General features: G+C 70.3%; 18 protein-coding genes and 1 pseudogene. 14 read left to right on the plus strand and 5 right to left on the minus strand.

The window, feature by feature from the left end; translation table 11 throughout:
* Nucleotides 1–64: 64 nt before the first annotated feature.
* The 4 genes from ABZY45_RS13450 to ABZY45_RS13465 all read left to right on the plus strand — a co-directional run bounded on the left by ABZY45_RS13450 (nucleotide 65) and on the right by ABZY45_RS13465 (nucleotide 5,977).
* Nucleotides 65–1,183 (plus strand): serine hydrolase domain-containing protein, encoded by a 1,119-nt coding sequence (locus ABZY45_RS13450; protein ID WP_356739372.1) that lies wholly within the window; start codon nucleotides 65–67, stop codon nucleotides 1,181–1,183.
* Nucleotides 1,184–1,529: 346 nt separating this feature from the next.
* Entirely contained in the window at nucleotides 1,530–3,230 is a 1,701-nt protein-coding gene (locus ABZY45_RS13455) for an alpha-glucosidase (protein WP_356739374.1), read from the plus strand.
* 57 nt (nucleotides 3,231–3,287) lie between these two features.
* Nucleotides 3,288–4,286, plus strand: coding sequence for a TIGR03885 family FMN-dependent LLM class oxidoreductase (locus tag ABZY45_RS13460; protein WP_356739376.1), 999 nt, complete (start codon nucleotides 3,288–3,290; stop codon nucleotides 4,284–4,286).
* Complete coding sequence (locus ABZY45_RS13465) at nucleotides 4,283–5,977, plus strand: alpha-amylase family protein (protein WP_356739378.1); 1,695 nt, start codon at nucleotides 4,283–4,285, stop codon at nucleotides 5,975–5,977. Before ABZY45_RS13460 ends, ABZY45_RS13465 begins: the two co-directional genes overlap by 4 nt.
* Nucleotides 5,978–6,265: 288 nt before the next feature.
* Here the strand turns inward: ABZY45_RS13465 and ABZY45_RS13470 are convergent.
* Nucleotides 6,266–6,409, minus strand: a pseudogene (locus ABZY45_RS13470) (IS110 family transposase); the annotation flags it as partial.
* Between the two features lie 54 nt (nucleotides 6,410–6,463).
* On the minus strand, nucleotides 6,464–8,086 hold the full coding sequence (locus tag ABZY45_RS13475) for a family 20 glycosylhydrolase (RefSeq protein WP_356739380.1): 1,623 nt from the start codon (nucleotides 8,084–8,086) through the stop codon (nucleotides 6,464–6,466).
* Between the two features lie 216 nt (nucleotides 8,087–8,302).
* Here ABZY45_RS13475 and ABZY45_RS13480 point away from each other — a divergent pair, with 216 nt between their 5' ends.
* On the plus strand, nucleotides 8,303–9,598 hold the full coding sequence (locus ABZY45_RS13480; RefSeq protein WP_356739382.1) for a family 1 glycosylhydrolase: 1,296 nt from the start codon (nucleotides 8,303–8,305) through the stop codon (nucleotides 9,596–9,598).
* 10 nt (nucleotides 9,599–9,608) lie between these two features.
* A complete protein-coding gene (locus ABZY45_RS13485) occupies nucleotides 9,609–10,196 on the plus strand; it encodes a TetR/AcrR family transcriptional regulator (protein WP_356739384.1) in 588 nt (195 codons plus the stop codon).
* An 88-nt stretch (nucleotides 10,197–10,284) separates the two neighbouring features.
* On the opposite strand, the gene ABZY45_RS13490 is transcribed toward ABZY45_RS13485, so the two are convergent.
* Nucleotides 10,285–11,550 (minus strand): serine hydrolase domain-containing protein, encoded by a 1,266-nt coding sequence (locus tag ABZY45_RS13490; RefSeq protein ID WP_356739386.1) that lies wholly within the window; start codon nucleotides 11,548–11,550, stop codon nucleotides 10,285–10,287.
* A gap of 1 nt (nucleotide 11,551) precedes the next feature.
* Nucleotides 11,552–13,864 (minus strand): glycoside hydrolase family 3 C-terminal domain-containing protein, encoded by a 2,313-nt coding sequence (locus ABZY45_RS13495; RefSeq protein ID WP_356739388.1) that lies wholly within the window; start codon nucleotides 13,862–13,864, stop codon nucleotides 11,552–11,554.
* 367 nt (nucleotides 13,865–14,231) lie between these two features.
* On the opposite strand from ABZY45_RS13495, the gene ABZY45_RS13500 reads away from it, so the two are divergent.
* On the plus strand, nucleotides 14,232–15,176 hold the full coding sequence (locus ABZY45_RS13500; protein WP_356739390.1) for an SGNH/GDSL hydrolase family protein: 945 nt from the start codon (nucleotides 14,232–14,234) through the stop codon (nucleotides 15,174–15,176).
* Here the strand turns inward: ABZY45_RS13500 and ABZY45_RS13505 are convergent.
* Nucleotides 15,166–15,804 carry a TetR/AcrR family transcriptional regulator gene (locus ABZY45_RS13505; protein WP_356739392.1) on the minus strand — a complete coding sequence of 213 codons (639 nt, stop codon included), beginning with the start codon at nucleotides 15,802–15,804 and terminating at the stop codon, nucleotides 15,166–15,168. The genes ABZY45_RS13500 and ABZY45_RS13505 overlap by 11 nt on opposite strands.
* 293 nt (nucleotides 15,805–16,097) lie before the next feature.
* Here ABZY45_RS13505 and ABZY45_RS13510 point away from each other — a divergent pair, with 293 nt between their 5' ends.
* From ABZY45_RS13510 to ABZY45_RS13540, 7 genes are all read left to right on the plus strand, one after another.
* Complete coding sequence (locus ABZY45_RS13510; RefSeq protein ID WP_356739394.1) at nucleotides 16,098–17,633, plus strand: ABC transporter substrate-binding protein; 1,536 nt, start codon at nucleotides 16,098–16,100, stop codon at nucleotides 17,631–17,633.
* Nucleotides 17,634–17,661: 28 nt separating this feature from the next.
* A complete protein-coding gene (locus tag ABZY45_RS13515; protein ID WP_356739396.1) occupies nucleotides 17,662–18,603 on the plus strand; it encodes an ABC transporter permease in 942 nt (313 codons plus the stop codon).
* Nucleotides 18,600–20,420 (plus strand): dipeptide/oligopeptide/nickel ABC transporter permease/ATP-binding protein, encoded by a 1,821-nt coding sequence (locus tag ABZY45_RS13520; protein WP_356739398.1) that lies wholly within the window; start codon nucleotides 18,600–18,602, stop codon nucleotides 20,418–20,420. Before ABZY45_RS13515 ends, ABZY45_RS13520 begins: the two co-directional genes overlap by 4 nt.
* Nucleotides 20,417–21,289 carry an ATP-binding cassette domain-containing protein gene (locus ABZY45_RS13525; RefSeq protein WP_356739400.1) on the plus strand — a complete coding sequence of 291 codons (873 nt, stop codon included), beginning with the start codon at nucleotides 20,417–20,419 and terminating at the stop codon, nucleotides 21,287–21,289. The genes ABZY45_RS13520 and ABZY45_RS13525 overlap by 4 nt, the downstream gene beginning before the upstream one ends.
* 427 nt (nucleotides 21,290–21,716) lie before the next feature.
* Nucleotides 21,717–22,664: a CehA/McbA family metallohydrolase gene (locus ABZY45_RS13530; RefSeq protein WP_356739402.1), complete on the plus strand. Its 948-nt coding sequence runs from the start codon at nucleotides 21,717–21,719 to the stop codon at nucleotides 22,662–22,664.
* A gap of 349 nt (nucleotides 22,665–23,013) precedes the next feature.
* Nucleotides 23,014–23,898, plus strand: coding sequence for a hypothetical protein (locus ABZY45_RS13535; RefSeq protein WP_356739404.1), 885 nt, complete (start codon nucleotides 23,014–23,016; stop codon nucleotides 23,896–23,898).
* Between the two features lie 92 nt (nucleotides 23,899–23,990).
* On the plus strand, nucleotides 23,991–24,353 hold the full coding sequence (locus ABZY45_RS13540) for a hypothetical protein (RefSeq protein WP_356739406.1): 363 nt from the start codon (nucleotides 23,991–23,993) through the stop codon (nucleotides 24,351–24,353).
* Nucleotides 24,354–24,450 lie beyond the last annotated feature (97 nt).

The raw sequence follows: 24,450 nt of genomic DNA on the forward strand, positions 1-24,450 counted from the left end.
CCTGTTGTCCGGGTCAGGCGACCGATGCGGAGCTCACCCCGGGGAACACGAAAGGACGCATGACGTGAAGAACCCACTGGATCGCGCGGCACTGAACGCAGCCATCGAAAACGTCCACCGCGCCGGGATGCCGGGACTGTTCGCCGAGGTGCGAGACAGCGACCAGGTCTGGCGCGGCGCCGCCGGGGTCGCCGATGTTGTCACCGGCCGTCCCGTCACTGCCAACATGCGGCACCGCGTCGGCAGCGTCACCAAGACCTTCACCGCCGCCGCAGTCCTGCAGCAGGTCGAGAGCGGCCAGATCGGTCTCGACACACCGATCGGCCGGTACCTTCCGAAGCTGGTGCCCGGAGAACGCGGTGACGCGATCACGGTCCGGATGCTGATCAACCACACCAGCGGCCTCGCCGAGTACCTCCCGTACGCCTACCCCTCCCTCAAGGCGTTCCCCGTCCTCGCGGACACCGGGCCCCAGAGCCTGGACGACCACCGGCTCACGCGGTTCGACCCCGCTGAACTGATCGAGATGGGAGTCACCGCGCCTGCCGTCGGCGCCCCGGGCGGTACTCCGGGGGTGTACTCCAACACCAACTACCTGCTCCTCGGCGAACTCCTGGAACAGGTGACCGGCACTAAGGCCGAGCGGTACATCACCCGGAACGTCATCGAGCGCGCCGGGCTTCGGGACACCGAACTCCCCGTCGGACGGTACGTCAACGGGCCGCACTCGCAGCTCTACGAGGCGTGGTTCGGCATGATCGACCCGCCGCGCGACTACAGCGTCTACGACATGTCATGGGTGGGGCCGTCGGCCTCGCTGATATCGACCGTCACGGACCTCAACCGCTTCTTCGGCATGCTGATGGCCGGGGAGATCGTCAGCCCGTCGTCGCTGGCGCAGATGCAACGCACCGTCCCGGTCGTCTCCCAAGAGGGAAAGACGATCGACTACGGCCTCGGCCTGCACCCGATGGAGGGTTCCGGTCAGGGCACCTTCTGGGGCCATGGCGGCACGGTCTGGGGTGGTGGAGCGCTAGCCATGACCCGTGCCGACGGCAAGCGGCAGATGTCCGTCGCAGTGAACCTGCAGAGGTGGAACAGGCTCGACTCCTCCGGCAAGCCGCAGCCCCATCCCATCGACGACGCGCTTGCGGCTCTGTACCGCGTGGCGATGTACGGCTGACCGGGCAGGAAGCCGATCCCGGGGCGGGGCCTCGTCGAACTGTGGGAGGACCAGGACTGGCGGGAGTACATCCTGACCGCAGGCGCCTGCACTGTGCTCGACTTCCAAGCCCTGACCGACGCCGAAGCAGGTGGACCCCTGCCAATTCGAAGCGGACCGCTGTGCCCTCCGGTACGGGGCCGCTGAGGGGCGAGGTCCGACATACCTCGCGCGGGAGTTCGCCGAGAAGGCGCCGGCCGGTGCGCGCAGGGGGGCCCGGCCGGCGATGCCGCCCTGACCGGTATGACCTCAGCCCCCGGGGAAAGGAGACTCACGGTCCCCCACCCCGGGCGAGAGGAGTCTTCCGATGGCAGCCGACGACATGGGGCACGCTGAGGACACGTGGTGGCGGTCCGCAGTGGTCTACCAGGTCTATCCGCGCAGCTTCGCCGACTCCGACGGTGACGGCGTCGGCGACCTGGATGGCCTCACCGGACGCCTGGACCATCTGTCCGGGCTCGGCGTCGACGTGCTTTGGCTGTCGCCCGTCAACCCGTCCCCGCAGGCCGACAACGGGTACGACATCAGCGATTACCAGAACATCGACCCTGTCTTCGGTGACCTGGCGGCCTTCGACCGGCTGCTGGGCGCCGTGCACGAGCGCGGGATGAAACTCGTCATGGATCTGGTCGTCAACCACACCTCCGACGAGCATCCGTGGTTCCAGGATTCACGCGACCCGGCGAGCCCGAAGCGCGACTGGTACTGGTGGCGTCCGCCACGTGAGGGACGCGAACCCAACAACTGGGGCTCCTTCTTCTCCGGTTCCGCCTGGGAGCTGGACGCGGCGAGCGACGCGTACTACCTCCATCTCTTCTCGCCGAAGCAGCCCGACCTCAACTGGGAGAACCCCCGGATGCGTCGGGCCGTGTACGCGATGATGCGCTGGTGGCTGGACCGGGGCGTGGACGGCTTCCGGATGGACGTCGTCAACCTCATCTCCAAGGACCCCGCCCTCCCCGACGGCGAGGTGCACGAACAGGGGCCGTACGGTGACGGTTCGCCCTACTTCGTCTGCGGACCCCGCATACACGACTACCTCCAGGAGATGCACCGCGAGGTGATCGCCCGGTACCCGGGCCGGCTGCTGACCGTCGGGGAGATGCCCGGGGTGACGGTCGAGCAGGCCCGCCTGTTCACCGATCCGGCGCGTGCCGAGCTCGACATGGTCTTCCAGTTCGAGCACGTAGGGCTCGACCACGGGCGGGGCAAGTTCGATCCCCGCCCGCTGCGCCTCACCGACCTCAAGGCCTCGCTCGGCCGCTGGCAGTCCGGCCTCGCCGACGTCGGGTGGAACAGCCTGTACTGGAACAACCACGACCAGCCCCGGGTGGTCTCCCGGTTCGGGGACGACGGACCGAGCCACCGCACCCGGTCCGCGACGATGCTCGCGACCGTGCTCCACCTGCACCGGGGCACGCCGTACGTCTACCAGGGCGAGGAACTCGGCATGGCCAACGCGCCCTTGCGTACCATCGAGGACTTCAGGGACATCGAGTCCCTGAACCACTACACGGAGGCGCTGCGCGCGGGGGCGGAACCCGAAGACGTCCTCCCGGGACTACGGGCGATGGGCCGCGACAACGCCCGTACACCCATGCAGTGGGACGCGTCTCCGCATGCGGGGTTCACCACAGGCACCCCGTGGATCCCCGTCAACCCGGACCACACCGAGGTCAACGCCGAAGCGGCCCTCGCGGATCCCGACTCCGTCTACCACCACTACCGTCGGCTGATCGCCCTCCGGCACCGGGAACCGGCCGTCGTGCACGGCGACTTCACGATGCTGCTGCCGGACGACGAGCGGATCTACGCGTTCACCCGCCGGTACGGCCGCACGGCGCTCCTGGTCGTCGGGAACTTCACCGGCGACACGGTCTCCGCCGTGATGCCCGCCGGATGGGACGGCGCCGAACTCGTCATGGACAACGGTCCGTCGGTCCCCCCGCGGCCCGGCCGCCTGGTGCTCGCCCCGTGGGAGGCGCGGGTGCACCGGCGCAACGACTGAGCCGAGCGGGCGGGAACGGCGACCGATGATCCCTCCGGTGCCGGGTACGCGGATCCCATGACCGTCTATGGATTCCACGCCTCCCATGAACAAGTACCTCCCGCCGACCTGCTGGCAGCCGTCGTGCGCGCGGAAGGCGCGGGCTTCACCGCTGCGATGTGCTCGGACCACTTCTCACCGTGGAGCGTCCGGCAGGGTGAGTCCGGCTTCGCCTGGTCCTGGCTCGGCGCGGCGCTCCAGGCCACCGACAGGATCCCCTTCGGAGTGGTGAACGCCCCGGGCCAGCGCTACCATCCGGCGATCGTCGCGCAGGCGATCGGCAGCCTCGCCGCGATGTTCCCAGGTCGCTTCTGGGCGGCGCTGGGAAGCGGCGAGGCGTCCAACGAGCACATAACCGGCGACCGTTGGCCGCGTAAGGACGTCCGGAACGCGAGGCTGCGCGAGTGCGTCGACATCATCCGGGCGCTGCTGCGCGGCGAGGAGGTGAGCCACGACGGGCTGGTGACCGTGGACCGGGCCAGGTTGTGGACCCGTCCGGAGACGGTGCCCCCGTTGGTGGGGGCCGCGTGCAGCGAGGCGACCGCGCGGTGGTGCGCGGAGTGGGCGGACGGCCTGATCACGGTGAACGCGCCGCGCGCGACACTGCGCCGGATCGTGGACGCCTACCGTTCGGCGGGCGGCGTCGGCCGGCTGCACCTCCAGGTGCACCTCAGCTGGGCCCCCGACCTGGAAACCGCCCAGGAACTCGCCCACGACCAGTGGCGCACCAACGTGCACGGTCCGCCGGCGAGCTGGGACCTCGACTCTGCCGAGCTGTTCGACAACGTCAGCGAGCACGTCTCTCCGGACAGGGTCGCGGAGTCCGTCAACATATCCGACGATCTCGGCCGGCACGCGGCCTGGCTCCAGGAGTACGCCGAGCTCGGCTTCGACGCCGTCATGCTGCATCACGTCGGCAAGGAGCAGAGCGCCTTCATCGACGCGTTCGGCGCGAAGGTGCTGCCGCAGCTGGATGTCACCCGGCCTCCGGCCGCCGTCGCGGAGGGTGTCCGATGAGGCTGACCCGCACATCCGACCTGTGGTGGAAGAACGCGGTCGTCTACTGCCTGGACGTGGAGACGTACCAGGACTCCGACGGTGACGGCACCGGCGACTTCGCGGGCCTGACTCAGCGGATCGACCATTTGGTGCGTCTCGGCGTCACCTGCGTGTGGCTGATGCCGTTCTACCCGACGCGGGAGCGCGACGACGGCTATGACATCACCGACTTCTACGCCGTCGACCCCCGGCTCGGCACACTGGGCGACTTCACCGAGTTCGTGCGCACCGCCCGCGACCGGGGCATCCGGGTCATCGCCGACCTGGTCGTCAACCACACATCCGACCACCATCCGTGGTTCCAGGACGCCCGCTCCAGCCGCACGTCGAAGTACCGCGACTGGTACGTCTGGTGCGACAGCCCGCCGGAGGACGGCCCCGAGGGTGTGGTTTTCCCCGACGTCGAGAAGAGCGTGTGGGAGTACGACGAGACCACCGAGCAGTACTACCTGCACCGGTTCTACAAGCAGCAGCCCGACCTCAACGTCGCCAACCCGGCGGTCCGTGACGAGATAGCACGCATCATGGGCTTCTGGACGCAGCTCGGACTGTCGGGATTCCGGGTCGACGCGGTGCCGTTCCTGCTGGAGACCGACGGCCAGGAGGACGCGGACCAGCTGCCCGACCCGCACGAGTACCTCGCCGACCTGCGGTCCTTCCTCGGACGTCGCAGCGGTGACGCGGTGCTGCTGGGCGAGGTGAACCTGCCCTACCCGGACACCGCGAAGTTCTTCGGCGACTCGGAGTCCTCCCGCGGTGACGAGCTGACCATGTGCTTCGACTTCATCGGTATGCAGCAGATGTACCTGTCGATGGCGCGGGGCGAGGCGGCCCCTCTGGCGGCGGCTCTCCGGGAGCGCCCCGCGGCGCCCCGCGACGCGCACTGGGCGACGTTCGTCCGCAACCACGACGAGCTCACACTCGACAAACTCGACGACGACGAGCGCGCCGAGGTGTTCGCCGCCTTCGGCCCCGACAAGGAGATGCAGCTCTACGACCGGGGCCTGCGCCGCCGCCTGCCGCCGATGGTCGACGGCGACCGGCGGCGCGTGGAACTGGCGTACAGCCTTCTCTTCTCCCTGCCCGGCACACCGGTGCTGTTCTACGGCGAGGAGATAGGCATGGGCGAGAACCTCGCCGCCGAGGGCCGGCAGGCCGTCCGCACCCCGATGCAGTGGACGCCCGACAAGAGCGGCGGTTTCACCGCGGGGGAGGGAGTGGAGCTGCCCAATCCCGTCGTGACGGGTACGTTCGGCCCGACGAAGGTCAATGCGCACGACCAGGCGCACGACCCGGATTCGCCGCTGGGTCGGATGCGGACGCTGATCGAACGCTACCGGGAGACCCCCGAGCTGGCCTGGGGCGACTACCGGGTCATCGACGCGGACGATCCGGGCGTGCTGGTCCACCTCAGTTCGCTGGAGGGCGGCGCGGTGCTCGTGCTGCACAATTTCTCCGAGCGGTCCGTCACCGCCTCCGTCGACGTCCCGGGACTGAGGGGCGGCCGGCTGCTCACCGATGTCTTCACCGGTGACACCCTCAAGTCGGCCGCCGCCGGCCTCGTCGATGTCGCGCTGGACCCGTACGGCTACCGGTGGCTGAGGGTCAACACCCCCCTTGACGACCCGGATCGGGCGACCGCGGTGTGATCCGACGCGCGCCAGGTGTCCGACCGCACGGTCTCCCGGTGCCGCGTGACGGAGGACGGTGTGAGATGTCCCGGGGGGGGTGCCCCTATGTCTTTGGTCACGGTGGTCGGGTGGCAGTGTGGCTGTCATGAGTGATGACGTGCCTGTTCGAGAGTCGGTGGTCGAGGGCATGCGGCCGTGCGACTTGTGCGGTCATCCGGTCGTGATGGACTCGGCGACGAGCGGGACTGTCCCGTGGGGGCGAGGCCGCTGCGGATCAGCCGGCTGAGGCCGGCCGGGGGCGCGGCCGCCTCGCCCCCACGGGACGGTCACGGTCTGCTCGTCCAACCCGGCGAAGATGTCCTCGACCAGACGCTCGGCCATCCGCGGCGCCTTCGGCCGCAGCAGCGAGACCAGCCGCCGTCGGCCCGCCTTGCGGATCTGAGTCGGTGACCTGGACCCTGCCCAGACGCAGGCCAACGAGCCGAACCCGCATAGGACGCGGTCTCAGTCGACCCAGGGGACCTCGGTGCTGGCGTGGTGGTCCAGCCCTCGCTGGTTCCACAGGCGCCCGTGCCGAGCCAGGCGTTCGCGGTACTCCGCCCACTTCGGGGGCCGCCCGCACCATGCGGCCTCGGCCACCGATGCCAGGCGGGGCAGCAGTAGTACGGTGACGTCGTCGAATCCCTTGAACTGCTCGGCGAACAGTGTGGCTTCGACTCCCGCGACGCGGGTCTCCGGGATCGGGTACGCAGCCGGGTCCCAGGAGGCGGCGTATCTGACGCCCTGGGGCCGGTAGCTGCCGAAGCCGAGGTGCCCGGCAACCTCGGCCTGCTCAGGGGGTGTGAATTCGGCCGCGTACGGGCGGTCCAGGTACAGGTGGGACTGGGGCGACAGCAGGACCTTGCCGCCGGCCTCGATGACCCGCTCGACGTCATGGTCCGTGGGGGCGAAGAACTTCTTGAGCGCCTTGATGAAGGCCGTAGTGTGTCCCGCGGCCACGAGTTCGGGGCGGTTGGCGAGTTCCTCTTCTGTGTCGGGCAGGTCCATCATGGGTACGTCCACCCAGTGCTGGACGATGTCCCGCGGCTCGATTCCGGCGCGTGCGGACTCTTGCCAGGCGACCGGGCTCTTGCCGCACGCGCGGACGATCGCCCGCAGTTCGTGTACGGACGCGGCGAAGCTCTCCGCCGTAGCACCGAACGCCTCGTCCGCCCCTATGTGGACGAAGGGGCCGTCCGTCAGTTCGCAGACCTCCGCGAGCAGCCGGGCGACCGTGGCGCGGGTCGCTCCGTCGGTCAGGTCCAGCGGTGGGACGAATGGGAAGCGTTCCTTGAGGCCGGCCGGGGCCGGTGCTTCCGCGAGGCCCGGCACGGCCTCCCTGAGCTTGCCGCAGTGGCCGGGAAGGTCGATCTCGGGGACGACGGTGACGAAGCGCCGGGCCGCGTACTCCTGGAGCGACCGGTACTCGGCCACCGTGTAGAACGTGCGAGCCTGGCCGCCCGAGGCGGCCGGTGTGAGCCCGGGAAAGCCCGGCAGTTCGATGCGCCAGCCCTCGTTGTCGGTGAGGTGCAGGTGCAGCACGTTGAGCTTGTAGAGCGCCGCGAGGTCGATGATCCGGCGCAGTTCGTCCAGGCTGAGGAAGGTGCGGGCCGGGTCCACCATGAGACCCCGCCAGGCGTATCGCGGGGCGTCCGTTGCCTTCTGGAGGGGGAGTTCGCCGCCCGCCCCGGCCGTGGCGATCAGCTGAACCGCCGACGTCGCGGCGCGGAACACCCCTTCGACGGTGCGGGCCCGGCATTCGATGCCGTCCGCGGCGACCCTGAGCCGGTACGCCTCGTCGGCCGGGTGTGCGCCGCCGTCCGGGGCGACGCCCACGGTCGTGCGCGGGGCAGCAACCGGAGGCCCGTCGTCGAGGACGAGGACCAGCGGGTGAGCGGCGGGGTCGTCGTTTCCGGCAGGCAGCAGGCGGCCGGGCAGGTGCGGTGCGAGCAGCGCCCGCACGGTGTCGGCGAGCTGTCCCAGCGCGGGATCGGCCGCCGTGACCCGCCAGGGGCCGGTGGCGGGCAGTGCCTCGCCGCCGACGCGGGGGGCCGGCTCTGCGGAGGCGTGGGGGATGACGGCGTTCATGGCTTCTCCCTGTGCGCGGGTGGGCCAGGGAGCCGGAGCGGCGTTGTCAGGTTCGGCGCTCCGGCCCGCTGGGCTTCGGCGCGGCCCCCGGAGCGAGTTCGGCTCAGCCGCCTCTTCTCCCGTACCGCTGCCACCTGTACGCTAACACGAAAACCGATCAATGAACGCTTTTTGCGGAGTGGGCGGGTCCCATCTCCGAGCGAAAGGAGAACCCCGATGGTGTACGAGGCCGGACTCGGTCCCGCCCTGCCGGAAGGCTTCCTCATGGGCGCCTCGACATCGGCCCACCAGGTCGAGGGGAACAACGTCTCCAGTGACTGGTGGATCCTTGAGAACCGCCCCGGCAGCTTCGTCGCCGAGCCCAGCGGTGATGCCGCGGACAGCTTCCACCGGTGGCCCGAGGACATGGATCTGCTGCGCGAACTGGGCTTCGACTCCTACCGGTTCAGCATCGAGTGGGCCCGGGTCGAACCGCGGAGGGGCATGATCTCGCGCGCCGCCCTGGAGCACTACCGGGCTATGGTGCGTGGAGCCGTGGAGCGCGGCCTGACGCCGGTGGTGACGCTCCATCACTTCACTTCGCCGCACTGGTTCAGCGACCTCGGGGGCTGGAGGTCCGCGGAGGCGACCGACCTGTTCGCAGCCTACGCGCGCACCGTCGCCGACATCCTGCGCGAGGGCGTCCGGTACGTGGCCACGATCAATGAGCCGAACATCATGGCCCTGATGTACGCCCTGAAGAGTCATGCCGCCGAGCACGGCTGGGAGAGCGTCGCGCCCGGTTCGCACACGGTCCGCGAAGGGGGAGCCGCCGCCGTCGACCCGGCCTCGCTGGAGCCCGATCCCGCGGTGGTGCGAGCGCTCGTGCGGGCCCACCGGGCCGCGACCGAGGTCCTGAAGGAAGAGGTCCCGCACCTGCGGGTCGGCTGGACCGTCGCCAACCAGGTCTACCAGGCCGAGCCCGGCGCCGAGGAGGCGACGGCCGCCTACGCGTGGCCGCGAGAGGATGTGTTCCTCGAAGCCGCCCGGGAGGACGACTGGATCGGCGTCCAGGCGTACACGCGCCACCGCATGGACGTGGACGGCACGCTTCCGCCGCCCGCCGGGGCCGAGACGACACTGACCGGGTGGGAGGTCTACCCCCAGGCGCTCGGCGAGGCCGTCCGCCACACGGCGGAGGTCGTGGGCCCGCACGTACCCGTCATCGTCACCGAGAACGGCATCGCCACCGAGGACGACGAGCAGCGCATCGCCTACACGGCCGCCGCCCTGACGAGCCTCGGCGAGGCGATGCGCGACGGCATCGACGTCCGCGGATATCTGCACTGGAGCGCCCTGGACAACTACGAGTGGGGCACTTACCGGCCCACGTTCGGGCTGATCGCGGTCGACCGGACGACGTTCGCCCGTTCGCCCAAGGAATCGGCGCGGTGGCTCGGCGCCCTGTCCCGGGCCCGCCGGCTGCCGGACCCCGCGGGGCTCGGCTCGGTCTCCGTGCCGTCCGGGCGTTAGGGTAACCGGCATGGCGAAACGGGGCCCGTACGAGAAGGGCGAGGCCAAGCGCAGCGAGATCCTGCACGCGGCACTGGAGATCTTCGCGGCGGAGGGGTACCGGGGTACCTCTCTGCGCAAGGTGGCGGCCAAGTGCAGTCTCAGCCTGCCCGGGCTGATGCACTACTTCGACTCGAAGGAGGACCTGCTCACCCAGGTCCTGCGAATGCGTGACGAGACCGCGCGGGTGCGCCAGGTGGAGCGCGGCGATCCGAAGAGCTACCGCGAGATCATCCGGGAGGCCGCGAAGACGCCCGGTCTGGTCGAGCTGTTCGTGTCCATGGCCGCAGCGGCGAGCGACCCGGCGCATCCCGCGCACGCGCACTTCGCCGAACGCTACCCGGTGCTGAGGGAGCGGGTGGCCGACTTCGTCCGGGCACGGGCGGAGGAAGGACGGATCAACACGTCCATCCCCCCTGAGCGGCTGGCCGTCCTGCTCATCGCCGTGGCCGACGGGATCCAGCTGCAGTGGCTGATCGACCGGTCGACGGACATGGAGCAGCCCATCGAGGACCTCATGCGGATCCTCGATCCGCGCGAGGAGCCCGACCAGGCCTGAGACGCGAGCCCAGCCGGATGGGGCAGGCCGGATGATTCCGGCCTGCCCCATCCGCATGATGTCCGCCTCATCCGCACGGTGGCTGGTGTCAGCCCCGCGCCGGCGCGGCTGCCGCCGTCATCACGGCCTCGGTCCAGTCCGCCCAGCGTGGATCGGGGCCTGCCGCCGGCTCCCAGGACGTCGCCGTACAGACGTACGCCACGGCGAGACCGCTCTCGGGGCAGGCCATGCCCAGTCGTCCGCCCGCCCCAGCATGACCGAACGACCCCTCGCCCAGCATCGGCAGACCGGGCCGGGGCAGCTCGAAGCCGAGCCCGAAGCGGGAGCGGCCCGAGCCATCGCCGCCGTCGAGCGGGGGAGGGGGCGCCAGATCCTCGTTGCACGGGGTCCGGGCCCGTTCGACGGTCTGCGGGGACAGCAGTCGCTCACCGTCGACCGGTCCGACGAGTGCGGCATACAGTCTGGACAGGGACCGGGCGTTGCCGATGCCTCCGGCGCCCGGCAGCTCGGCGGCGCGCCCCTGCCGGGTCGTCAGCGCTTCGTTCGCGGACGCCAGTTCCGCTGCCGTCGCACGGAGCGCGAGGGACAGCGGGTCGGCGGGGGAGAGGCCGAGACCCGCGAGGAAGCCGCTGATCTGCTCCTGCGTCGGCTCCGGCCGGACGGAGAACTGCGGGACGAACCGGTGCTCCGCCTCCTGCGGCAGCCCGATGTACAGGTCGAGGCCGAGCGGCCCCGCCACCTCGGCGGCGAAGAACGTTCCGATGCTCACCCCGCTCACCCGGCGGACGAGCTCGCCGACAAGATGGCCGTAGGTGAGCGCGTGGTAGAGAAACGCGGAGCCGGGCTCCCACAGCGGGGTTCGCGCCGCCAGTTCCGCGACACGGCTGTCCCAGTCGAGGAGTCCCGGCAGCCCGACACCTGCCGCGTCACCCGCGAAGGACGGCAGCCCGGCGCGGTGGGTGAGGAGGTCTGCCACCGTCGTCGCTTCTTTTCCCCCGGCGGCGAACTCCGGCCAGTAGCGGGCCACGGGTGCGTCCAGGGCGAGCACGCCGCGCTGGCTCAGCAGATGCGCGCAGACGGCGACGAGCCCCTTCGTGACGGACATCAGCACGCCGACCGACTCCGTCCCGTACGGTGCCGGGTTGACGGGTCCGGTACCGGCGCGGGCGCCGTCCACCGGTTCCGGGCCGAAGGGCCCCGTGCCGGCGGACGCGAGGTCCACCACCAGCTGTCCGTGGTGGTGGACGGCCAGTTGCGCCGAGCCCGGGTCGTCCGCCTGGCCCCGGGCGAAGGCATCCCGCACCGTCTCCCAGCCGGGCGCCACCTGCCCGCCGACCGTCACTTCCCCGGCCAAGTCAGGCCCCTCGCCGTTCCAGGTCGTCGGCCATGCGTGCCTCGACGGCGTCTGCCAGTTCGCCCAGGCTCGAAGGCGGCACTGGGCTCTGCGGGAACTCGCAGATGACGTCCAGCGGTACGCCCGCGAGGAAGCGCCGCATCACCGGATCCTCCAGAGCGCCCTGGCCCTCCCGGGACGCCTCCGTACGGGCCCGGGCGAACAGTTCACCGAGCAGGGGTCCGCCCACCGGGTGCTCGAGCCATTCCGCGAGGGTGTTGCGGCCTGTCAGGCGGATCTTCGACGGATCACCCTCGATGTGCACCTCGACGCAGCCCCGGATGTCGCGCGAGGACGCGCCGGCCTCGAAGCGGTAGCAGCCCCCCTCGACCTTCCAGCCGTCCTCCCGCTCGCTGAAGTAGGCCAGATCGTGCCGGGCCACCTCCACGACGACGTCCCGGCTCTCCCCGGCCTCGAGGAACACCGAAACGAATCCTCGCAGTTCGCGTACGGGACGGAGTACACGCGACTCCGCCGGGCCGCCGCTGTAGATCTGGACGATCTCGCGACCGGCCAGGGAGCCGGTGTTGGTGACGGTCAGTCCGATGCGGAACACGCCATCGGCCTCGTCCACACGCAGGCCGTCGTAGGCGAACGTCGTGTAGGACAGGCCGTGACCGAACGGGAAGGCGACCTCGGAGCGTCGGGCGTCGTAGCCGCGGTATCCGACGAAGACGCCCTCGCCGTACCGGGACCTGCCCTCCTCGCCCGGGAAGGACGGGTGACTGGGGGAGTCCTCCAGTCGCAGCGGCACGGTCTCCGCGAGCTTTCCGGACGGGTTGACGGCACCGAACAGCACCCGGGCGAGCGCGCCGCCGCCCGCCTGACCGAGCAGCCACCCCTCGACGAGGGCGGGCACCCGCTCCTGCCAGGGCGCGGTGTGCACCACACCGCCGTTGGAAAGCACCACCACGACGCGGGGGTTGACCGTCAGCACTCGCTCCAACAGCTCGGTCTGGACGGCGGGAAGGTTGATGTGGTCGCGGTCGAAGCCCTCCGACTCGTCCTGCGGCGGAAGTCCCAGGAACAGGACGACGGTCTCGCTGCTCTCCGCCAACACCGCTGCTTCCCGCGCCAGCTCGGCGTCGGTGGCCGGGGCCTCGGCTCCGGGGAGCGCGTACCCGGCGGCGAAGCGTACGTCGGCGCCCGTGGCCAGTTCGCGCAGGCTGTCCAGGGGGGTGTCGAGCCGGGTCGGCGTGACCTGCGAGCTGCCGGCTCCCTGGAAGCGGGGAGTGCGGGCGAGTTCACCGATGACGGCCACGCTGCCGGCGGCCGGGTCCAGCGGCAGCAGCGCCGAGTCGTTCTTCAGGAGCACGACGCACTGGTCGGCCGCCCTGCCGGCCAGACGGTGATGACCGTCCACGTCGATGGCGGCGGAGGAGCCGACCGGCCGCGTCGTGCGCTGTGCGAAGCGGACGAGCCGTTCCACGGCGAGGTCGAGGACCTCTTCGTCCAGTGCGCCCGACTCCACGGCGGCGACCACTTCCAGGTCCGTCCGGCCGCCGGTGCCCGGCATCTGGAGATCGAGTCCGGCGCGCAGGGCGGCGACCCGGTCGCGTACCGCTCCCCAGTCGGACATGACGATCCCGTCGAAGCCCCACTCGCCGCGCAGAATGCCGGTCAGCAGGCGGGTGTTCTCCGACACGGGGACACCGTTGACGCCGTTGTAGGAGGCCATGACCGACCAGGGACGGTCGCGGCGGACGACGCGTTCGAAAGCGCGCAGGTAGATCTCCCGCAGCGGGCGCTCGTCGATTTCGGCGCTGACCCGCATCCGGTCCGTCTCCTGGTTGTTGGCGGCATAGTGCTTGAGCGCCGCCCCCACCCCGGCGTCCTGGAGGCCGCGCACCATGGCGCCGCCGAGTTCGGAGGAGACGAGGGGGTCCTCCGAGAAGTACTCGAAGTTGCGTCCGCACAGGGGTGACCGCTTGATGTTGATGCCCGGGCCGAGCACGACGCGCACCCCGTGCGCCGTCGCTTCTGCCGCGATCGCGCCGGCGACCTGTTCGGCGAGCTCCGGGTTCCAGCTGCTGCCGAGAGCGACGGCGGGCGGGAAGCAGGTCGCGGGAGCGGCGCTGTGCAGGTCGAGCTGACCGCCGTCACCGCTCTCCTTGGGCAGCCGCAGGCCGTGCGGGCCGTCGGACATGGTGACGGCGGGAGCGGAGGCGGCCGCGGACTCCTGGGTGACGAAGTCCCCGGCCCCGCTGGTCAGCGAGGCCTTCTCGGCGAGGGGGAGGGCGGTGGCGGGCGTCGGGCGGGACGGGCTCTGAGGCATACGGCGTACCTATCAGGCAGGAGCGGGAGCGTGCGGTGCGGGCCTTCGTTGAGGAGGGGGGCCGGCGGCGGACGCGGCGTGCGCGGGCTGTGCGCGGACCGTACCGCCGTGACGATCCGGCACCGCGAATCGGGACAAGACGGCATGCGACCCAAAAACGTATGGTGATCGGTTTTCGATGTCAAGGGTTCGTGTGGGCGGTTCCTGGGAGGTTCCCCGGTCCGGGATTTCTTTTTCGGCAGGGCTCTTGACGGTCAGAAACCGATCACCGTACGGTTTTCGTGCTCGGGCGGACATGCTCCGATGAACCCTTCTGTCACCCGGCCCACCCACTCCGCTCCGCCCTGTCACGAATCGAGGAACGGTCATGCCGCTATCCGGTCGGTCATCCACCCCTGCGCCCCGGGAGGCGGCCCCGTCCGCGTCGGTCGCGGACGCGGGCTCCCGTGCCCGTGCCCCGCGTCTGGCTCTCGCCGCGGCGGCCGCCGCCCTGCTCGTCGGCGCCGCGGCGCCCGGCGCGGCAGCAGCGGCCGGCGAGCGAGCCGCGCAGGGGGAGCGTTATGTGGCCCTCGGCGACTCGTACAGTGCCGGTCCCGGAATCCCGCAGCAGACCGACACCGTCTGCGGCCGCTCCGACCGGAACTACCCGTCACTCGTGGCGAGCGCCGTCGGGGCGGCCGAGTTCACCGATGTGACGTGCGCCGGAGCCGACACCGGCCACATGGCGGGCAGTCAGGAAGCGGTGCCGCCCCAGCTCGACGCGCTGCGCCCGGACACCACACTGGTCACCCTGGGAGTCGGCGGCAACGACCTCGACCTGGCGGGAGTCATCACCCGCTGCGTGCTGGTGTCGTACCTGTCGCCGAACGGCTCGCCGTGCAAGCACAGCTTCACGCTGTTCGGTACGGACGAGATCGGCTCCCGGATCAACGCGACGGCGCCGAAGATCGACGCGGTGCTGGACGAGATCCACGCCCGTTCACCGCAGGCCCGGATCCTCCTGGTCGGCTACCCCTCGCTCCTGCCCGACGACGGCACGGCCTGCCGCGCGACGATCCCGCTGGCCGTGGGCGATTTCCCGTGGGTAAGGGACAAGGAGAAGTACCTCAACACGGTGCTGGCGCAGCGGGCCGACGTCCATGGCGCCGACTACGTCGACACCTATGGGCCGTCCGTCGGGCACGACGCCTGCAAGGCGCCCGGTGACCGCTGGATCGAACCGGCGGATTCCGCCGAGGGCGCGGGATTCCACCCGAACGCGACCGGGCACAGGAGCATGGCCGATGCGGTCCTCGCCACCCTCAACGGCTGACCTCATCCGCAGCCTCCCCGCGCTCCGGACGCAGTCCGTGCATCCGCAGGAAGGCACGGACCTGCTCTGCCATGTCCACGGTGTGCGGCTCCAGCAGCCACTGGGTCTGCAACCCGTCCATCAGGGCGAGCCACTGCTGGGCCACGGCCGCCGGATCGCCCTTGGCCTCCGGTCCGGCCGCCGCGAACAGCGCCTCCAGGAGCTCGGTCATCTCCCGGCGGAGCACGCGGTAGCGCTTCACGAAGTACTGGTGGGCGGGGTGTTCCGGATCGGATGCCTCCGCCGCCAGCTTCGCGTACAGGGCGACGAGGCCCGGCGTCCGGGCGTTGCGGACGACGACCTCGACCAGCCGGTGCAGTCGCTCCGCGGGCTCCGGCTCCGGGGCGTCCGGGCGCAGGATGCTGGGGAAGAGCAGTTGTGCGTCGACCTGGTCCCGGAGGCTCAGCACCTCCAGCAGCAGGGCCTCCTTGCCCGGGAAGTGGTGCAGCAGGCCGGCATGCGTGAGCCCGGCATGTGCGGCGATGTCGCGCAGCGAGACCGCGTGGAAGCCGGAGCGGGCGAACAGTTCGGTCGCCGATTCCAGGATGCGGGCGCGGGTGCGTTCGCCCTTCGACAGGCGATGCGGCACGCCCGGCCCATGATCGTTCACTTCGGCGGTCTCCAGGGGCAGTCGGTCGGTGTCCGGCAGTCTCGTGCATCTGCTGCCCGGCTGTGCGGGAGGGGCACGCTACGGCCCCCGCATGCTGCGCCGCCGGGTGACGAGCCCCTCCGCGACTCGCTCCGACGCTCCGGCCGGCAGAACTTACCGGCTGGTTGATTTCACAGATCAAAAACCTACCAACTGGTTAATTCCGTGTGTAGGCTCACCCGCAATCTTCCCCGGGGCGGTCACCCCCCGGCTCTCCAGACGGAGCGAAAGACATGAGCAGAACAGCCCGAATCGCGACGGCGGCCGCCTGCGTCGCGGCATCACTCGCCCTCGCGGGATGCGGAGGCGCCGGCAACGGCGCCCAGGGCTCCGGGTCCTCTACGCTCACCATCGCGACGATGACCCTCCCGCAGAGCCTCGACCCTGCCGTGGCCACCGGGAGCGCCCTGCCGTTCTTCCAGACGGTGTACGACACCCTCATCAAGCGCGAGCCGGACGGCAGTTTCAGCCCGATGCTCGCGACGCGGTGGAAGTACAACGCCGATCGCACCCAGCTCGCCCTGACGCTGCGGGACGACGTGAAGTTCGCCGACGGCAGCGTCTTCGACGGCGCGGCGGTCAAAGCGAACCTGGAGCGCTTCCAGAAAGGCGGCGGAGCCTCCGCGAAGTGGCTGGCCGACCTGGAGGCGGTCGAGGCAGTCGACGCCACCCACGTCACGCTGAAGCTCAAGCAGCCCAACCCGGCTCTGGAGTTCTACCTGAGCGACGCGCCCGGCCTGATGGCGAACCCCAAGCAGTTCACAGCCGGCGACAGCCTCACCACGACGCCGGACGGCACAGGTCCGTACCGCCTGGACAAGACCCGGACGACCGTCGGCACCAAGTGGTCGTACAAGCGCAACGCGGACTACTGGGGCAAGAAGCTCCCGTACGAGAACATCACCATCAGCTTCTTCGACAACGAGACTGCCATCTCCAACGGCCTCAAGACCGGGCAGGTCAACGCCGCGCTGCTGCAGACGGCGGACCAGCAGGTGGCCATCGAGGCCGACTCCAAGGTCAGGACGCAGAAGCAGGAGATCGACTTCCAGGGCCTGCTGCTCTTCGACCGGGGAGGCAAGCTGACGCCGGCGCTGCGCGACGCCCGCGTGCGGCAGGCGCTCAATTACGCCGTCGACCGCGACACGATGCTCGACCGGATCCGCCAGGGCCGCGGCGAGACCACCGACCAGGTCTTCGGCCCCGAGACCCAGGCGTACGACAAGAAGCTGGACTCGTACTACTCTCACGACCCGGCCAAGGGCAAGGAACTGCTCAAGGAGGCCGGTTACGCAAACGGCTTCACCCTCAAGCTGCCCCGGATCCAGGCGATCGTGAACGACGCACTCGCCACCTCCCTGCAGACGGACTTCAAGGCCATCGGCGTGAAGCTCGTGTGGGACAACCTGGACGGCGCGTCTGCGGTCCAGAAGGTGTTCAAGGACCGCGCCTACTCGGGCATGGTCATGAACATCGGCCAGCCCACCTCCGACTGGGCTGCCACCAACGACCTCGTCACCCCCGGCGCGTTCAACATGTTCGGTACGACGGACGCGACCACCCAGAAGCTGCTGCCGCGCATCCAGACGGGCGCCGCGGCGGAGACGAAGTCCGCAGCGCAGGAGCTCAACCAGCACCTCGTCAAGGACGGCTGGTTCGTTCCCTTCTACCGGATGAGCTACCTCCACGTCTCGGACGGCACCGTGAAGATCACCCCGCAGTCCGGCATGGCCGTTCCCTCGATCTACAACTACGCGCCGGCCAAGTAGCGCGCCGCTCCGACGGATACCGAGTGTCATGCTGAATTTCATCGCCCGCAGGATCGCCTCGGGCGCCGTGCTCCTGATCGTCATCTCCTTCCTCTCCTACCTGCTCCTGTCCATCCCGCACATCGACGTGGGACGGCAGCTGCTCGGGGCGAGCGCCGCCCAGGACGCCGTCGACGCCAAGAACGCCTCTCTCGGCCTCGACAGTTCGGTGCTGCAGCAGTATTGGAGCTGGCTGTCGCACGCCGTCCGGGGCGATCTCGGCAGCTCCTGGTTCACGAGCGAGGACGTGGGGCAGGCCGTCGGCAACCGGCTGCCGGTCACGGCCAGCCTGATGCTCGGTGTCACGGCCGTCACCACGGTCCTGGCGTTCCTCCTCGGCGTGTGGGCGGGCGTACGCCGCGGAGCGGTCGACCGGTTCGTCCAGGTGCTCGGCGTGGTGGGGTACGCCCTGCCGGGGTTCCTGCTGACCCTGGTCCTGGTCCTGGTCTTCGCGGTCCGCCTGGGCTGGTTCCCCGCCATCGGCTACATCGGCTTCACCGACTCGCCCAGCGGCTGGCTGTCCACCGTCACCCTGCCGGTGCTGTCCCTGTCCGTGGCCTCCGTCGCGGGCGTCTCCCAGCAGGTGCGCGGCGCCGTCATCGATGTCCTGCGGCAGGACTACGTACGCACCCTGCGGGCCCGCGGGCTGCCGGCGTCCCGGATCGTGTTCAAGCACGTGCTCCGCAACGCCTCCGCGCCCGCTCTGTCCGTGCTCGGCATGCAGTTCGTGGGGCTGCTCGGCGGGGCCGTACTCGTCGAGCAGATCTTCGGCCTGCCCGGCATCGGCAGCATGACCGTCACCTACACCACCCGAGGCGACATCCCCGTGATCATGGCGCTCGTCATGCTCACCGTGGTCGGTGTCGTCCTGATCAACCTGCTCGTCGACGTCCTGATCGGCTGGCTCAACCCCAAGGCGAGGGCCGCATGAGCGAGAACCTCACGGCGACGACGGCCCCCGGCCCCACCGTCGCCCCACCGCCCGGCGGCAAGGCAGGCCCGGCGCGCCCCCGCGGCACCACCCGACGGGTGCTGCGCAACCCCCTGGGCGGAGCATCCGCGGTACTCCTCCTCCTCATCGTCCTGGCCGTCGTACTGGCGCCCCTGATCGCACCGCAGGGACCCGGCGCCTCCGCGCTCGCCGACGCGTTCGCCGGCCCGAGCACCGGACACCCGCTCGGCATGGACTCGGCCGGACGCGACATCCTGTCCCGCGTGCTGTACGGAGGGCGCAACACCCTCGGCGGGGCCATGCTCGCCCTCGCCATCGCCCTCGCGCTCGGCGTGCCGTCCGGGCTCTTCGCCGGCTACTACGGCGGCCGTTTCGACTCGGTCGCCAACTGGACCGTCAACCTCGTCATGGCGCTGCCCGCCATGGTCGTCCTGCTGGCGTCCCGCGCCATCCTCGGACCCAACGTCTGGGTCCTGATGATCGTGCTCGGCGTCCTGGTGGCACCCAGCTTCTTCCGCCTGGTGCGCGGCATCGTCGCCAACATGCGCGGCGAACTGTACGTGGACGCCGCGAAGGTCTCCGGACTGTCCGACGCCCGCATCGTCGCCCGCCACGTGCTGACCGTGGTACGCGGCCCCATCATCATTCAGGTGGCCCTCGTCTCCGGCATCGCCATCGCACTCCAGGCCGGCCTCGAATTCCTCGGTGTCGGCAGCGGATCGACCGCCACCTGGGGCGCCATGCTCAACGAGGCGTTCCAGAACATCCAGCGCGCACCGCTCCTCATCCTGTGGCCGGGCCTCGCCCTCGGCCTCACCAACTGCGCACTCGTCCTCATGGCCGGCGCTGTGCGGGACGCGCTGGAGGAGCAGGCCCCCCGACCGCGGTCCGCCCGCCGGCGCCCCGCCCCGGCAGCGGCCGAAGGACCGGAGGAATTCGCCCGGCCGGCGCGGTCTCGGGCGGCCCTCCTCTCCGTACGCGGCCTCGCCGTCGCCTACGGACAGCCCGACGGCACGGACAAGGAGGTCGTGCACGGCGTCGACCTCGACGTCCACCCCGGCGAAATCGTCGGACTCGTCGGCGAATCCGGCTCGGGCAAGACCCAGACCGCCTTCTCGATCCTCGGCATCCTGCCCGAGGGCGGCCGCGTCACGCACGGCAGCATCACGGTCAACGGCCAGGAGGCGGCCGGCATGAGCGAACGCGACCACCGCGCCCTGCGCGGAAAGACCATCGGGTACGTCCCGCAGGAACCGATGAGCAACCTCGACCCCGCGTTCACCATCGGCAGTCAGCTCATGGAACCCCTCCGCTACCACCTTGGGCTCTCCCGCAAAGAAGCCGCCGTCCGCGCGCTGGAACTCCTGCGCCTCGTGGAGATCCCCGAACCCGAACGCACCCTGCGCCTCTACCCGCACGAGATCTCCGGCGGCATGGCCCAGCGCGTCCTCATCGCAGGGGCGATGTCCTGCGACCCCGAACTCCTGATCGCCGACGAACCCACCACCGCACTCGACGTACGGGTCCAGGCCGAAGTGCTCGACCTGCTGCGCAGTCTCCAGCAGGAACGCGGGCTCGGCGTACTCCTGGTGACGCACAACCTCGGAGTCGTCGCCGACATCTGCGACCGGGTGGCCGTGATGAACAGCGGTCGCATCGTGGAGTCCGGCACCACCGAGCAGGTCCTCGGCGCACCGGAGGACCCGTACACCCGCACCCTGCTCGCCGCCGTACTCGACGACGCTCCCACCCGCGCCCCCTGGCAACACCGAGCAGCAAGGACCGCCACCGCATGAGCACCCAGGAAAACGCCGGTCCTTCGGACGACCTGCTCGCCGTCAGGGACCTGCGGGTCTCCTTCTCCGGCAAGGGATGGCGCGCCCCCGACACCGAAGTCCTCAAGGGCGTCGACCTCACCATCCGGCCGGGTGAGACCCTCGGCCTGGTCGGCGAGTCGGGCTCAGGGAAGTCCACCATCGGCCGGGCGGTCCTCGGCCTCGCCCCCGTACGCTCCGGCTCCATCACCTTCGACGGAGAACGCATCGAACGGGCCGACGCACGCCGGCGCCGCGCCCTCAGCCGCGACCTCCAGGTCATCTTCCAGGACCCCTACACCTCGCTCAACCCCGCCCGCACCATTGGCGACACCCTCGCTGAACCCCTCATCGGCCAGGGCACCGCCACCCGCGACGCCCGGAACAGGGTCGGCGGCCTGCTGGACCGGGTCCACCTCCCCGCCGACGCGGCGACCCGCCTGCCCAGGGAGTTCTCCGGCGGCCAGCGCCAGCGCGTCGCCATCGCCCGCGCCCTGGCCCTGCGCCCCCGCCTCGTCATATGCGACGAACCGGTGTCCGCGCTGGACCTCACCACCCAGCGCACGGTGCTCGACCTGCTGCTCGAGATCCAGGAGGAGACAGGCGTGTCTTACCTCTTCGTCTCCCACGACCTGTCCGTGGTCCGCTTCATGAGCCACCGGGTGGCGGTGATCCACCAGGGCGAGATCGTCGAGACGGGCGACGCGGAGACGGTCACCACGCAACCGAGCCACAGCTACACCCGCACCCTGCTGCTCTCCTCACCGGTGGCGGATGTGGCCGAGCAAAGGCGACGGCGCACGGCGGCACGGACGGGCGGTCGACGGCTCCGCGCCAGTCCGAGCCGCTGACGGCCGAGGGGACGTTGATGCTCCTATTGCCGTCAAGCGGTCTGGAGCCACTCTCGGTAGGCGTGGGCGAGGTCCTCATCTCTGCTCAGTCCTCGCTCGAGCCCGGAGACAGTGGTGGGCCAGCTGGTGGCCGGCGAGACCGTACTCCAGTTGTCCCTGCCGGTCGTCCGCACCCTCACCGTCACCTCGGCGAGGAGGACCACCGCAGGACCACCGTGCGCAGAGAAAGCGAGCTGCTGGACACCACGGTCAGCGGGCGCCGACCACCTCGCCATCAAAGACGCCCTGGGCACCATCGCCCCCACGGCGACGGCACGTTCGCCGCCGAGCCGCTCTGATGCGCGTGAGTCGCCACCATCCATGTCCGAAAACAAGTTCCCCGAATGATCAGCTGGACGAGAATGGTCACCAGCAACGAGGAGGGGTCATGCACGAGAGCCGCCCAGCGCGCTCGTTAGGACGCCGCCACACAAGCGGTCTGCCGTTCGGCCGGCCCGGCACGTTCTGGCGCGGCAACCTGCACACCCACACCACCGAGTCGGACGGCGCCCTGACGCCCCGCCAGACGGCCCGGCACTACCAGGAGCACGGCTACGACTTCCTGGCCGTCACGGACCATTTCCGCCCCGAGTACGACTTCCCGGTGACTGACACCCGCGCCCTGAGGGGCCTGGGCTTCACCACGCTGATCGGCGCCGAGCTGCACGCCCCGCGCACCGAGGCCGGACCGTCCTGGCACATCGTCGCGGTCGGACTGCCCATCGGCTTCGCCCCGCCGCACCCCGGCGAGGACGGCCCGCAGCTGGCCCGCCGGGCCCGGGCGGCCGGTGCCTTCGTCGGTATGGCACACCCCGCCGCCTCGCTGCTCACCGTCGATGACGCCGAGAGCCTGGACGCCGCGCACGCCGTAGAGGTCTACAACGCCCTCGCCGAGCGCGAGCACCGGGGGGACAGCTGGCACTTGACCGACACTCTCCTCAACCGGGGACACCGGCTCACCGCATACGCCGCCGACGACGCGCACCTGCAACCGCAGGACCCGCCGGCGTGTGCCGCCTGGGTCAACGTCCTCGCCGAAACACTCGACCCGGGCCTGCTGCTGGCGGCCCTGAAGGCCGGGGACTTCTACTCCAGCACCGGCCCCGAGCTCTACGACGTCCAGCTCACCGATGAAGCGGTCGTCGTGCGCTGTTCGCCGGCCGACAAGGTGGTCCTCAGCGGCGGGGCGCCGGGCGCCCAGGTCGTGGAGGGCACCGACCTGACGGAGTGCTCGCTGCCGCACGCGATGTTCCGAGGCGGGTACTGCCGGGTCACCGTGGAAGATGCCTTTGGCGGCCGCGCCTGGACCAACCCGATTCACCTCGACCGCGCCTGACCGACGCGCATCCCCCCGACCTTCCCGAACACCAGGAGACACGCTCATGCTGTCGCCCGGCGCGCCCTGTCCATTGCAGAACTGACCGCCGCCCAGGGGAGTGGCTGCGCACGGACTTCGACCTGTCCCCCGAACCCCGCCGTGAGGGACCCGGTGCGGCAGAGAGCATCGCCCACCGCTCCTTCACGGCGCTGGTCTCCTATCCCTGACCCAGGGTGCAAGGTAGCGGCGGCCACGGAAAAACTTGCCTTCGCTGCCCGGCCGCCCTCGGGGGGCTCGGACCGAGACGAAACGTACGATCGGGCATCGGGTCGAACGGAGAGCTGCGAGGACTCAAGTGGCTGGCGAAATGAGCAAAGAGCTGATCATCAGCCCCCGCAGTGAGCGTGTGCGAGTGGAGCTGGCGGAAGCCGCTGCCTGGAGCGCGTACGCGGCGGGGCTTCGCGAGGTGCTCGGAGCTGCGATCGAGAAGAGTGGAGCAGAGCTCTTGGAGGTGGGCGGGCTGCTGGTGAACGAGCCCCTTCCCGAAGAGCACCGCGGCCTGCGCAATGGTGCGGAGGTCCGGCCGCTGCAAGCAATAGGTCTCGCCGAGGGAATGGCAGCCGGGCGCGGGCCGTATTGTCAGCTCGCCGCACCCGGGAGACTTCGGATCGAGTCGGGATGGGACGGGGCGGTACACCTCTGCACCACGCCAGCGGTGGCCGACGATCTGGCGGGATTCGATGGTGAGGGCGTGACGTTCCTGTGGCGAGACGCGGCTCCTGAACCCATAGAGGTTTCGGACCCTGTCGACGCCGTCGCGGATGCGGGTTTCTGGGCGAGGGTGGCGGAGGTGTCCGAGCGCCTGACCCTGGTCTGCGAGCGCTGGGCGTACGGCGCTCACGGGTGCAGATGGTTCCGCGTGACGCCGGAGAGCACAGCCGAAGTGGCCCGGCTCCTGCGGCCACGATCGCTGGTTTGCGTGGCCACCGAGCCGGAGCTGAGCCCCGGAGTGGAGCTGCTGCAAGACGGCTTCACCGCTTTCGTGGCCCCGCTGCCGCACGGCGAACTGGCCCACCGGAGCTACCCCGGTGGAGCCGACACGCTCTCCGAGGTCATGGATGACGGTTTCTCTCTCCTGCTGGCCGATGCGGCGCTGGGCGACTGGTGCGCCGTCGTACCGGACACGGACGGGGTGGCCAGGGGGCAGTGGGAGACTCCGGGTGAGTGGTTGAGGGACAGGCGATCCCGGTGAGAACGATCTTGCTGGGGTCCGCCTACCTCGTGCGAGCTTCAAGCTGACGGGGGGCGGTGCCGAGCGCAGTTGGCGCAGGTCGGGGATGTGTTGTGGAGGGTGCCCAGGGAGACGCCGAGGAGCTTGGCGATCGAGGTGATGGAGCGGCCGGGGTCGGGCAGCAGGTCGCGGGCGGCCTTGATGACTTCCTCGGTGGCGACGGTGGGGCGCCCGCCGACTCGGCCGCAGGCACGGGCGGCGGCAAGGCCCTCGTTGGTGCCGAGGACGATGAGTTCGCGGATGAACTCCGCGAAGGCGGCGAAGGCGGCGAAGACGTGGAAGACGAGCCGGCCGCCGGGGTGGTGGTGTCCAGGTTCTCGTGGAGTGAGGTGAGGCCGATCTCTCGGTCGCGCGCATGCCTTCAGCTCGGGGCGGAGCGCGTTCTTGCGTCGAGAGCCGGGCGTATCCGATCTTGATTTCGGTGCGAATGAGCGGCTCGGCGACGAGGAGGTCCGGCTCGGCCGGTTCCAGGCCGGTCACGGCCCCGGATCATGCCAGAAAACGGTGGTCCGG

This window comes from Streptomyces sp. NPDC006516 (assembly GCF_040611875.1).
Lineage (GTDB): Bacteria > Actinomycetota > Actinomycetes > Streptomycetales > Streptomycetaceae > Streptomyces.

Excerpts from the sequence above, each read along its gene's own strand:
- ABZY45_RS13455 (WP_356739374.1), top strand. The coding sequence starts at position 1,530 with ATGGCAGCCGACGACATGGGGCACGCTGAGGACACGTGGTGGCGGTCC.
- ABZY45_RS13460 (WP_356739376.1), top strand. The coding sequence starts at position 3,288 with ATGACCGTCTATGGATTCCACGCCTCCCATGAACAAGTACCTCCCGCC.
- ABZY45_RS13465 (WP_356739378.1), top strand. The coding sequence starts at position 4,283 with ATGAGGCTGACCCGCACATCCGACCTGTGGTGGAAGAACGCGGTCGTC.
- ABZY45_RS13475 (WP_356739380.1), bottom strand. The coding sequence starts at position 8,086 with ATGAACGCCGTCATCCCCCACGCCTCCGCAGAGCCGGCCCCCCGCGTC.
- ABZY45_RS13480 (WP_356739382.1), top strand. The coding sequence starts at position 8,303 with ATGGTGTACGAGGCCGGACTCGGTCCCGCCCTGCCGGAAGGCTTCCTC.
- ABZY45_RS13485 (WP_356739384.1), top strand. The coding sequence starts at position 9,609 with ATGGCGAAACGGGGCCCGTACGAGAAGGGCGAGGCCAAGCGCAGCGAG.
- ABZY45_RS13495 (WP_356739388.1), bottom strand. The coding sequence starts at position 13,864 with ATGCCTCAGAGCCCGTCCCGCCCGACGCCCGCCACCGCCCTCCCCCTC.
- ABZY45_RS13500 (WP_356739390.1), top strand. The coding sequence starts at position 14,232 with ATGCCGCTATCCGGTCGGTCATCCACCCCTGCGCCCCGGGAGGCGGCC.
- ABZY45_RS13510 (WP_356739394.1), top strand. The coding sequence starts at position 16,098 with ATGAGCAGAACAGCCCGAATCGCGACGGCGGCCGCCTGCGTCGCGGCA.
- ABZY45_RS13515 (WP_356739396.1), top strand. The coding sequence starts at position 17,662 with ATGCTGAATTTCATCGCCCGCAGGATCGCCTCGGGCGCCGTGCTCCTG.
- ABZY45_RS13520 (WP_356739398.1), top strand. The coding sequence starts at position 18,600 with ATGAGCGAGAACCTCACGGCGACGACGGCCCCCGGCCCCACCGTCGCC.
- ABZY45_RS13525 (WP_356739400.1), top strand. The coding sequence starts at position 20,417 with ATGAGCACCCAGGAAAACGCCGGTCCTTCGGACGACCTGCTCGCCGTC.
- ABZY45_RS13530 (WP_356739402.1), top strand. The coding sequence starts at position 21,717 with ATGCACGAGAGCCGCCCAGCGCGCTCGTTAGGACGCCGCCACACAAGC.
- ABZY45_RS13535 (WP_356739404.1), top strand. The coding sequence starts at position 23,014 with ATGAGCAAAGAGCTGATCATCAGCCCCCGCAGTGAGCGTGTGCGAGTG.